We start from the raw sequence: 10,731 nt of genomic DNA on the forward strand, positions 1-10,731 counted from the left end.
CCCACATTTGGATCTCCATTTTGTCTGGGGGAACGCGGTCTGCTCTAGCAAAAACAGCGCTTTGATCCAACCACTCAGGTCGGCTCTCAGGCCGCCGTGCTTTAGATTTTGATTTTGATCTGAGGCGCCCCGTAAACCACGCTGGCCGAACGCAGGCTTGAATCCGTGGGTAACCCGGCAGGACGCCGGGTTAGCCGCGCTGGGCCAAGGATGGCCCATCGCGGCGGCCCACGGATTCAAGCCGGAGTGAGGGCACACCGAGCCTAGGCGAGGTGCCGAGTGGTGGGGCAAGAGCCCTTTGGTTACTTTGGGGCTCTTTTCCAAAGTGACCCGCTGTAAGAGCGGAACCAATATCAGCCATCCCCCAAATAACGGATATGCCCCAGGCCCGTAATAAAACCGTCACCCCCCTCGTCTAGCCTCGCGGGCACGAATGCCCCCTTGATTGAGTTAGCGTCCATGCTAAGAGGCCTGCTGCACATCGCCCTACTGCTTGCCACCGTCACCCTAACCGCCCACGCCGAAACCTGGCCCGATAAAGAATGGGCCAAGGGCACCGCACTCACAGGCCCCGCCGTCGACGCCCTGGACGCCTACGCATTCCCAACGCGTGACGACACCACCCGCCAAGGCATCCGCACCGACGCGCTGCTGGTGATCCGCGACGGCGAAGTCATCTACGAACGCTACGCCACCCCCAACACCGCCAACACCCCGCACCTGACCTGGTCCGTCAGCAAAAGCCTGATGGCCACCGTGCTCGGCGTGGCCTACGGCGAAAACCGCTTCAAACTCACCGACCCCGCCGCGCGCTTCTACCCGCCGATGAAACAACATCCCAACATCACCATGGCCGACTTGCTGCACTGGGCCTCCGGCCTCGACTGGCAGGAAGACTACGAATACGCCCCGCTGAAATCCTCAGTGGTGGCGATGCTCTATACCCGTGGTCGTGCGGATATGGCCGAGTTCGCAGCCGACACCGAAGCCGCTGCCGCCCCCGGCCAGGCCTTCCGCTACTCCAGTGGTGACAGCAACATTCTGTCCGCCACCCTCAAAGGCATGCTCGGCCACAAGGCCTACATGAGCTATCCGTGGGATGCGCTGTTCAAGCCACTGGGCATTCACAACGCCACCTGGGAAACCGACGCCGACGAAACCTTTGTCGCCTCGTCCTACGCCTACCTCACCGCCCGCGACCTGGCGCGCGTCGGCCTGTTGATGGCGCGGGAGGGGCGCTGGGGTGATCAACAGTTGCTGCCCAAAGACTGGGTCGCCTTCAACCGCCAGCCCTTCGATAAATACAAAGCCGGCCAGGACGAAGCCGTACCCGGTGGCCAATGGTGGCTCAACCGCGAAGTGCAGGGTGCCGCCCGCCCGTGGCCCGACGCGCCCGCCGACACCTTCGCCGCCCTGGGCCACTGGGGCCAGGCGCTGTTCGTGATGCCCGACGAACACCTGGTGATCGTGCGTTACGGCGACGACCGCGACGGCACTTACCGCCACAACGAACTCCTCAAACGCGTGCTTGAGGCGGTGCAACCATGATCCGTCGTCGCCCGTTTACCAGCGTCTTCCTGCTGCTGTTGCTCGCCCTGCTTGGATGGGTGTGGCACGAACGCGTCAACCTGCAAGCCTTTCCGGACATCATCGCGGCGTACACCGCCAAGGAGTACTGCTCGTGCCGCTATGTGGAAAACAACCCGGCCGAGTATTGCCGCGGGTATGTGAAGCAATACGTGCCGACCAGCGCCTTCAGCGATCACCCGGAGCGCAGTGAAGTGACCGCGAGCGGGTCGGGTCGTACGCATACGGCGCGTTGGTTAGGCGACCGTCAAGGCTGCCGCCTCAACCCGTGACACACCACACAAGCAGGCTCCTACATTGGATTTGCGCCGTTCATGACATTGCGCTTAAGGTTCGAGCAGGTTTTTTGCCCCATGAGTCTCTATGTTCAATGTCAAACCCCTGGCCTTCGCGTTAGTGACGTGCGCCGCCGTACCCGCCCATGCCGACTGGTACCTGGATAACGAATCCTCGCGTCTCTCTTTCGTCACCACCAAAAACACCGAGGTCGCTGAAGTCCATCGCTTCCTGGTGTTGCACGGCAAGGTCGACAGCAAAGGCGCGGCGCAGTTGGAAGTGGAGCTGGAGTCGATCAACAGCGGCATCCCGTTGCGTGATGAGCGCATGCGTAATGGCCTGTTCGAGATCAAGACTTTCCCCGAAGCGCTGATCGGTGCCCAGATCAACTTGCAACCGATCAACGACTTGGCCCCGGGCGCACAATTGGAATTGCGCCTGCCTTTGTCCGTCACCCTGCATGGCAAAACCCAGACCTACAGCGCCGAGCTCTTGGCCACGCGGCTGGATGACCGTCGCTTTCAAGTCGTGACCCTGGAGCCCGTGGTGCTGCACGCCGAGGATTTCGACCTTGTGCGGGGTGTGGCCGCGTTGCGCAAGGCGGCCGGTCTGGCGTCGATCAGTTTGTCGGTGCCGGTGGGTGCGGTGCTGATTTTTACGGCGCGCTGACATGAGCGGCGCAGTGTTCCCATGGCGCAGCGCCAACCGCTTCGAGCTGTTGATCGACGGCCCGAGTTTCTTTCCGCAGATGCTGGTGGGCATCGCCCGCGCCGAGCAGCAAGTCGACCTGGAGCTGTACCTGGTGGAGGCCGGGGCCTGCGCCGAAGCCATGGTGCAGGCGTTGGTACTTGCCGCCGAACGTGGCGTACGGGTGCGTTGCCTGTTCGATGATTACGGCAGCCTCGCGTTTACATTGGGGTTGCGCAAGCGGTTAACGGATGCTGGCGTGGAGCTGCGGTTCTACAATCGCCTCAGTTGGCGGCGCTGGATGCGCAACCTGTACCGCGATCACCGCAAGCTGTTGCTCATCGACCAACACGTCGCCGTGGTCGGCGGTACTGGCGTCACTGATGAGTTCTGGACGCCGGGCCAGGACACCGCCGACTGGCATGAGGTGATGGTGCAAATCAGCGGCCCCCTGGTGCTGGACTGGCAAGCGCTGTTCGACCGCCAATGGCACGCCAACGTTGCGCGCCGCGAGTGGAAGCCTGCCAAGCATTTCGGTTTGCCACGTTTGCCAAAGGTGCCGGCGACCGGGCCGGGCCTGGGCCGTGTGGCCTATGCCGATGCGCGTCAGCACCGCGATATTCTGCAATCGTTGATCCGCGCACTGAACAGCAGCCAGCAACGCATCTGGCTGGCCACGCCGTATTTCCTGCCGACCTGGAGCGTGCGCCGGGCTTTGCGCCGTGCCGCCGGGCGCGGCGTAGACGTGCGTTTACTGTTGACCGGGCCGCGCACCGATCACCCGTCCGTGCGCTACGCCGGCCACCGCTATTACCCGCGCTTGCTGCGCGCTGGCGTGCAGATTTTTGAATATCAGCCGTGCTTTCTGCATTTGAAAATGGTGCTGGTGGACGATTGGGTCAGCGTCGGTTCGTGCAATTTTGACCACTGGAATCTGCGCTTTAACCTTGAGGCCAATCTGGAAGCGTTGGACCCTGAATTGACGCTGGCCGTGGCCGGCAGTTTTGAGCGGGACTTTGTGCAGAGTCAGGCCGTGAGCCTTGAGGCCTGGAAGGCGCGGCCATTGTGGCGGCGTGTGAAGCAGCGGGTGTGGGGCTGGATTGATCGGTTGGTGGTCAACTTGTTGGATCGGCGGGGGTAAGGCACCCCCGCCTTCAGTTTAAAACTGCAACGAGTACTGTGCCGTTAGGCTCTGGTCCCGCGAGCGCTCACCGCGTTGTTGGCTGAAGCCGACATCCAGTGCGCTGTCGCGTGTCAGGCGGGCGGTGGCGCCCAGTTCCAGCCGGGTGCTGAGGCGATCCAGCGGTGCGCCGCTGACACCCATCACATGCCCGCCATCCCAAGCCGTCTGAGCGGAGGGTTGCAGGTCGCCGCTGGCATGGGTGTAGGCCAGGCCGCCGCGCAGGCTCAACCATGACGGGCCTATCTGTGCCTTGCCCAAATCCATGTTCAAACGTACGCCGCCAGTGGTCAGGTTTACGCTCTCCTTCGAGCTTTTGCCACGCAATGCCGCCATGCCGCCCCGTTCGGTGAACCCGTCGCTGCGCTGTTGCACGTTGGCCAGTTGCAGGTACGGCTGCCAATCCCAGAAGCCGTGGCTGAACAGGTAGTTGGCCTCGGCAAACGTCTGCACGGTGCGGCTGGCGTAGCTGGCAGACAGGCGATTCTCTAAGCCGGGGAAGCTGACGCGGCGTTTTGTCTGGACTTGATGCTGCGCGTAGGCGATGCCGCCGTACAGACCGAAAGCGTCCCAGTTGTGGCCCGCGTGCAGGCCCAACTGATAGCTGTCGATACTTGCCTTGCCTCGCGTCCCGGCCTTCACCTCGCTGCTGCCGCTGCCGGCCATCACACCCAGGCGTGTGCCCTGTTCCAGCCGGTGATCAAAGCCGACCAGCAGGCCAGTGCCGGTATAGGACGTGCGCGCGGTGTTGCCATCGCCTCCGAGCTGGCCGGATTGGCGGGGCAGTTGCACCCAGGCGCCGCTGTTCAATGCTTCGGGCTGAGCGGCGCGATTGCCTTGCCGGCCGAGTACCACCTGGCGCACTGCGCGGCTGCTTTCGATCAGCGCTGCCTGAGTGCTGGCATGCAGTTCGCCGCTCAATTGGTCCAGGGCCGAAGGTGCCTGGTCGGGGAATAGCGCGGTCAGGCGTTGCAGCAGCGGGGTGGGCAGGGTTTGCCTATCGGCGGCATTGGCGACAGCGCGTTGGTTGGCGGTGTTTGCCGCCGAAACCAGTGACCGGCCACGACCGAATTCCACCAGCAAGTCATTGCCTTGCCTGACCTGGAAGGCGCTGAGGAAAGGCGAAAACTCCCGGCTGTCGATACTGGAAAAATCGCCGCTTACTGCGCCTTTGGCCTGAAGGATGCTGTAGCGCTGGCCCAGGGGAAAGCTGTTGGGTTGCGCGCTCAGGTACAGCGTGCCGCCGTTGATGGACGCGTTGTTGCTGACCTGCAGTTTCGCCGGGCCGCCTTGGGAAACCAGCCCGGTCATCAGGGTTGAGCCAGCGACTTGTGTGTAGTCGCCCTCGACCGCCAATGAACCGTTCAGGCGCAAAATGCCGCCGTCGAGATTGACGTCGCCCTTGAGGTTATTGGTGCCGTCCAGTTCCAGAATGCCTTCCTTGAGCGTGGCCCCGGCAAAACTGTTGTTGCCGCTCAAACGCAGCCAGCCGATGCCCGACTTTTCCAGACGGCCTGGGCCGCTGATGTCGTTGCGCCAATCGTCCCAGGCGCCGCCCTGCCAGACTTTCGCACCGCCGGCGGGGCGGTCCATGTTGACGTTAGTGTCGACCCGCAACTGGCCAGGCCCGTCGATGGCTTTTTTCAGGTCCATCAGGCCCCAGCCGTAGACGTCATCAACGCCGGGCTCACCCAGGTCGGTGGCTGTCGTCAGCAATACATCGCGGATTTGCGGGTTGTCGAGGTAGGGGAAGCGTTCCATCAGCAGGGCCAATCCACCGGTGACGTGGGGCGCGGCGATGGAGGTGCCGGAGGCGGTCAGCTCACCAAATTCGGGGTTGTCGCCAGTGACCGTAAAACCATCGGCTTCACCGTCTTCGTCATAGTGGGTCTGGGTGTCTATCGAGCCCGTGACCCAGGCTGAACTGATATCCGTTCCCGGTGCGGCCAGGCACCAGTTTTTGGTGAAGCCGCAGCGGTAGGAGCCTTCGCTCAAGGCCAGCGCCTGGTTCACGTTGACCACGCTCAACCAGTAGCGTTCCAGCTCGGCGATGGCGCGTGGCAGGCTGGCATGGATCTCGGGAAACGGTGCGGTTTGCGGTGTTTCGTTGGGTTTTTGAGTGTTTCCCGCCGCCCAGACTTGCAGCATGCCGTATCTGACCGCGCCGTCGGCGATGGCGTTGAGTTCCTGATAGTTACGGCCATGGGTTTGGCTTAACGCCACGTCCAGCGCGGCTTCATCGGCAAGCGGTGATGAGGTGCCCCAACTGTGATTGACCACGCGCACATTTTGTTTGTGCAACTGGGCGTAGGCGGCTTCGACTGCCTCCGGTGTGGCATTGGTGACCCTGTCGATGGTGGCCCCGGGGCCTGCCTCGTAAGTATTGCTGAACCTGCGCACCACGCTTGTGTTGGCCGCGTAAGCCACACCATGGGAGCCCTCGCCATTGCGATTGGCAAGTACGGTGGCGGCAACGAAAGTGCCATGGGGGCTGTACCGGGCCCCCATGTTTTTCAGGTAATCATCGACCTGCTCCCGGGTGAGATCACCGTTGGCAATGGCCTCCTCCAAGGCGGGCAAGGCTTCGGGTGGCAGAGCGTCAAGCAGATTGACTTCGGAGCGATCGCCCTCGCTGAAAAAACAGCCGCCGGACAGCACCGTTTCGCTGACACACCCGGGGTCCGCCAGGCGCACGCCGGAATGCGCTTTGCCGGCAAACTCGCCATGGCGTAAATCGGTACCGGAATCGTAAATCCCCACCTGCACGCCTGCGCCGCTCAAGCCTCTGGCATAGGCGTAATCCGCTCCGATCGCGCTCAGCCCCCAGCTTTTTTGGAACTCGGCACTGCGCCAACTGGCGGCGTCGTGCAGCCGGCCTCTTTCGCTGTAGCTTGCGGCTTCAACGGGTATGTTCGGCAAGCCACCGAGCATGCACAGTGCGATTGCGTTTCGCCTGAACGTCGATTGGGTAGGCGCCTTTTTGGCTGCCGGTTGGGGGTTTTCCCTGGGCGACATGGTCCACTCACCTGCACATTGATTTCGGGGTGACAGGGTGTGCGAGTGGGCGGGGGGAGGGATGTAGGACGTGGCTTGGAGAGGGGAGGGAAACCTGACTTTTTGCTACTGAGGCCGTTGAGGCCGCAGCCCCTCTTCAAAAAAGAGGGGCTGCGGGGGCTTACAACAACTCGAACGTCTGCTGTTGCACATCCTGGGAATCCAGCCCGATCTGCACATTGAACTCGCCCGGCTCTGCCGCGTACTTGAGCTGGGTGTTGTAGAACTTCAAGTCTTCCTCGGTGATGGTGAAGTGCAGCGTGCGCTCCTCACCGGCCTTGAGCATGACTTTCTGGAAGTTTTTCAGCTCCTTGATCGGGCGGATCATTGAGCCGGCCACGTCCTGGATATACAGCTGCACCACGGTTTCGCCATCGACCTTGCCGGTGTTTTTCACGGTGACACTGGCGTCGAGCTTGCCGGTCTTGTTCAGGGTGGTAGACGACAGTGCCATCTCCGACAGGCTGAACGTGGTGTAGCTCAAGCCATAACCGAACGGAAACAGCGGCCCGGTGACGTCATCGAAGTACTGCGAGGTGTAGTTGCCCGGCTTGCCCGGCGTGAACGGCCGGCCAATGGTCAGGTGGTTGTAGTAAGTAGGAATTTGCCCCACGGAGCGTGGGAACGTGATCGGCAACTTGCCCGACGGGTTGTAGTCACCAAACAGCACGTCGGCGATGGCATTACCGCCTTCGGTACCGGCGAACCAGGTTTCCAGAATCGCGTCAGCCTGTTGGTTCTCGTCGACAATCGACAGCGGGCGGCCGTTCATCAGCACCAGCACCAGCGGTTTGCCGGTGGCTTTGAGGGCCTTGATCAGGTCGCGCTGGCTTTGCGGGATGTTCAGGTCGGTGCGGCTGGAGGACTCGTGGGACATACCACGGGACTCGCCCACGGCGGCCACGATCACGTCGGCATCCTTGGCGGCCTTGACGGCCTCATCGATCATCACCTGCGGCGCGCGGGTGTCATCCACCACTTCCGGGGCATCGAAGTTGAGGAAGTTGAGGTAGTCCACCACCCGCTTGTCGTTGGTGATGTTGGCGCCACGCGCATAGATCACTTTGCCTTTTTCACCGATCACAGCGTTCAAACCGTCGAGCAGGGTCACCGATTGCTCGGGTTTGCCGGCGGCGGCCCAGCTGCCCATCATGTCGATCGGCGCCTTGGCCAGCGGGCCGACCAGGGCGATGGTCGCGGATTTTTTCAGCGGCAGGGTGTCGTTCTGGTTTTTCAGCAAGACCATGCTGCGGCGCGCAATATCGCGGGCATCGGCGCGGTGCAGGCGGCTTTCGGCGTAAGTGTCGGCCGGGTCATCTTCGGCCTTGCCGATGCGCAGGTACGGGTCCTTGAACAGGCCCATGTCGTACTTGGCGCCGAGCACTTCACGCACGGCGTTGTCGATATCGCTTTGCTGGATCTCGCCGGATTTGAGCAAGCCCGGCAATTCCTTGCCGTAGAGCGTGTCGTTCATGCTCATGTCGATGCCGGCCTTGATCGCCAGCTTCGCCGCTTCACGCCCGTCTTTGGCCACGCCGTGCTTGATCAGCTCGAAGATCGCACCGTGGTCGCTGACCGCCAGGCCCTTGAAGCCCCAGTCGCGGCGCAGCAGGTCGTTCATCAGCCAGGTATTGGCGGTGGCCGGTACGCCGTTGATCGAGTTCAACGCCACCATCACGCCGCCGGAACCGGCCTTGATCGCCGCGTGATACGGCGGCAGGTAGTCCTGGTACATCTTGACCGGGCTCATGTCGACCACGTTGTAGTCGCGACCGCCTTCCACCGCGCCATACAAGGCGAAGTGCTTGACGCTGGCCATGATGCTGTCGGCATTCGCGGGGCTGGTGCCCTGGAAGGCCTTGACCATGACTTCGGCAATGCGCGAAACCAGGTAGGTGTCTTCGCCGAAACCTTCGGAGGTGCGGCCCCAGCGCGGGTCGCGGGAGATGTCGACCATCGGTGCAAAGGTGATGTCGAGGCTGTCGGCGGCGGCTTCCTGGGCGGCAATGCGCCCGGAGCGGCCGATGGCGTCCATGTCCCAGCTGGAGGCCAGGGCCAGGCTGATCGGGAAAATCGTGCGATGGCCGTGGATCACGTCATAGGCGAAGAACATCGGGATCTTCAACCGGCTGCGCATGGCCGCGTCCTGCATCGGACGGTTTTCCGGGCGGGTGATAGAGTTGAACGTGCCGCCGATGCGGCCGGCGGCGATTTCCTTGCGGATCAGCTCGCGCGGCATCTCGGGGCCGATGCTGATCAGGCGTAATTGGCCTATCTTTTCATCGAGGGTCATCTGCTTGAGCAGGTCGTTGACGAACGCGTCCTTGTCCTTGAGTACGGCGGGCGCTGTTTCGGCCCAGACGGGGTGGCAGGCCAATGTGGCCACTAGGCCGAGCAAACACAGCTTCTTCATGAATTTCCTTTCGTGGCGTACTGCGCAGCGACAAAGGGCACGCTGCTCGGCCAAAGTGTTTGGAACATATGTTGTTGTTCGGGTGTTACGTCAGACAAATGCAGCACACAGCTGAACTCTGGTGCGTGACTGGCATCTTTTAGCTGATTGGCTGCAAGCACGCCAGTGGTGGCGGATTATGCCCCAGGCGCAGGTTTTACAGGGTTATCTAATTTCACAGGAAGGTCGCGGAGAAACATATGTCTACAATTCAAGGATATCGCTGGGGTTTCAAGGCGGCTGCTTTGTTGCTGATCAGCACGGTGCTGAGCGGCTGCGGCATCAATAACATCCCCACGCTGGACGAACAGGCCAAGGCGGCCTGGGGCCAGGTGCAGAACCAGTATCAACGGCGTGCCGACCTGATCCCCAACCTGGTGGAAGTGGTCAAGGGCTATGCCGCCCATGAGCAAGACACGCTGACCGCCGTGATTGAAGCGCGGGCCAAGGCCACCTCGATCCAGGTCGACGCCAGCACCCTCGACAACCCCGAGAAGCTCAAGCAATTCCAGCAAGCCCAGGACGGTTTGAGCGGTGCACTCAGCCGTTTGATGGTGGTATCCGAGCGTTACCCGGACCTCAAGGCCAACCAGAACTTCCTGGCCCTGCAATCGCAGCTGGAAGGCACCGAAAACCGGATCGCCGTCGCGCGTCGCGACTTTATCCAGGCGGTGCAGGCCTACAACACCGAAATCCGCACGTTCCCGGGCCGTTTGTGGCACAGCGTGATGTACAGCGACTTGCCGATTCGCGCCACGTTTGAAGCCACCAGTGCCGATGCTGATAAAGCGCCGCAAGTGAAGTTCAAATAAGGCTTCATTGAGGTGTCGATGCGTTTATTACGGATAGGCCTGGCGCTGTGGCTCCTGGCATGTGTGGGCGCGGCCCAGGCGGCGCTGACCTTCCCGGCATTGACCGGCCGGGTGGTCGACACGGCCCAGATGATCGACCCGGCGGTGCGCGAGCAACTGACCCAGCAATTGCAGGCGCTGGAGCAGACCACGGGCAATCAGGTCGTGGTGGTCACGGTGCCGGACCTGCAAGGCGTGCCGATTGAAGACTTCGGTTATCAATTGGGCCGCCAGTGGGGCATCGGCCAGAAGGGCAAGGACAACGGCGCGCTGTTGATCGTCGCCCGCGATGAGCACAAATTGCGCATCGAAGTCGGCTATGGCCTGGAGGGCGTGCTGACGGATGCGCAGTCGTGGGTGATCATCAACCAGGTGATCGCGCCCAAGTTCAAGGCCGGTCATTACAGCCAGGGCATCAGCGATGGCGTGGCGGCGATGCTGCAAGTGGTGGGCGGCGAGCCGCTGGCGGTGCCGGCGCATGTGGCGGATGCGAATTTTGCCAAGGATAATCCCGGGTTTTCCATCGGCCTGTTTATTCTGCTGATCGGCGTACTGTGGTTGTGCAATCGCCTGGGCCTGCCGGTTGGCGCTATCCTGCTGGCCATTCTCAGCAGCAGCAGCGGACGTGGCGGCGGCGGGGGAGG

8 protein-coding genes are annotated in these 10,731 nt (G+C 62.1%); 6 read left to right on the plus strand and 2 right to left on the minus strand.

Translation table 11 applies throughout. From position 1 onward, the window contains the following. Window positions 1-459: 459 nt before the first annotated feature. The 4 genes from BFW87_RS18605 (at window position 460) to BFW87_RS18620 (ending at window position 3,691) form a co-directional block, all read left to right on the plus strand. On the plus strand, window positions 460-1,548 hold the full coding sequence (locus BFW87_RS18605; protein WP_078741206.1) for a serine hydrolase domain-containing protein: 1,089 nt from the start codon (window positions 460-462) through the stop codon (window positions 1,546-1,548). After that, on the plus strand, window positions 1,545-1,859 hold the full coding sequence (locus BFW87_RS18610; protein WP_078741207.1) for an amidase: 315 nt from the start codon (window positions 1,545-1,547) through the stop codon (window positions 1,857-1,859). Before BFW87_RS18605 ends, BFW87_RS18610 begins: the two co-directional genes overlap by 4 nt. A gap of 91 nt (window positions 1,860-1,950) precedes the next feature. Further along, window positions 1,951-2,532, plus strand: coding sequence for a YceI family protein (locus BFW87_RS18615; RefSeq protein WP_078741208.1), 582 nt, complete (start codon window positions 1,951-1,953; stop codon window positions 2,530-2,532). 1 nt (window position 2,533) lies between these two features. After that, entirely contained in the window at window positions 2,534-3,691 is a 1,158-nt protein-coding gene (locus BFW87_RS18620) for a phospholipase D-like domain-containing protein (RefSeq protein ID WP_078741209.1), read from the plus strand. A gap of 18 nt (window positions 3,692-3,709) precedes the next feature. Here BFW87_RS18620 and BFW87_RS18625 read toward each other — a convergent pair whose 3' ends face one another. Both BFW87_RS18625 and bglX read right to left on the minus strand, forming a co-directional pair. Further along, window positions 3,710-6,745, minus strand: a complete 3,036-nt coding sequence (locus tag BFW87_RS18625) for an autotransporter domain-containing protein (protein ID WP_078741210.1) — start codon at window positions 6,743-6,745, stop codon at window positions 3,710-3,712. 160 nt (window positions 6,746-6,905) lie between these two features. Beyond that, window positions 6,906-9,197, minus strand: a complete 2,292-nt coding sequence (bglX, locus tag BFW87_RS18630) for a beta-glucosidase BglX (protein ID WP_078741211.1) — start codon at window positions 9,195-9,197, stop codon at window positions 6,906-6,908. A gap of 239 nt (window positions 9,198-9,436) precedes the next feature. On the opposite strand from bglX, the gene BFW87_RS18635 reads away from it, so the two are divergent. Together BFW87_RS18635 and BFW87_RS18640 are read left to right on the plus strand one after the other, a co-directional pair. Beyond that, window positions 9,437-10,048 (plus strand): LemA family protein, encoded by a 612-nt coding sequence (locus BFW87_RS18635; protein ID WP_078741212.1) that lies wholly within the window; start codon window positions 9,437-9,439, stop codon window positions 10,046-10,048. Window positions 10,049-10,066: 18 nt separating this feature from the next. Then, the coding region (locus BFW87_RS18640; RefSeq protein ID WP_078741213.1) for a TPM domain-containing protein at window positions 10,067-10,731 on the plus strand (665 nt) is incomplete at its 3' end.

The organism is Pseudomonas fluorescens, assembly GCF_002022275.1.
In the GTDB taxonomy this organism is placed as follows: domain Bacteria; phylum Pseudomonadota; class Gammaproteobacteria; order Pseudomonadales; family Pseudomonadaceae; genus Aquipseudomonas; species Aquipseudomonas fluorescens_AJ.

Bases quoted from the DNA above. Each gene is read 5' to 3' on its own strand.
- bglX (WP_078741211.1), bottom strand. From the start codon at position 9,197: ATGAAGAAGCTGTGTTTGCTCGGCCTAGTGGCCACATTGGCCTGCCAC.
- BFW87_RS18605 (WP_078741206.1), top strand. From the start codon at position 460: ATGCTAAGAGGCCTGCTGCACATCGCCCTACTGCTTGCCACCGTCACC.
- BFW87_RS18635 (WP_078741212.1), top strand. From the start codon at position 9,437: ATGTCTACAATTCAAGGATATCGCTGGGGTTTCAAGGCGGCTGCTTTG.
- BFW87_RS18615 (WP_078741208.1), top strand. From the start codon at position 1,951: ATGTTCAATGTCAAACCCCTGGCCTTCGCGTTAGTGACGTGCGCCGCC.
- BFW87_RS18625 (WP_078741210.1), bottom strand. From the start codon at position 6,745: ATGTCGCCCAGGGAAAACCCCCAACCGGCAGCCAAAAAGGCGCCTACC.
- BFW87_RS18610 (WP_078741207.1), top strand. From the start codon at position 1,545: ATGATCCGTCGTCGCCCGTTTACCAGCGTCTTCCTGCTGCTGTTGCTC.
- BFW87_RS18620 (WP_078741209.1), top strand. From the start codon at position 2,534: ATGAGCGGCGCAGTGTTCCCATGGCGCAGCGCCAACCGCTTCGAGCTG.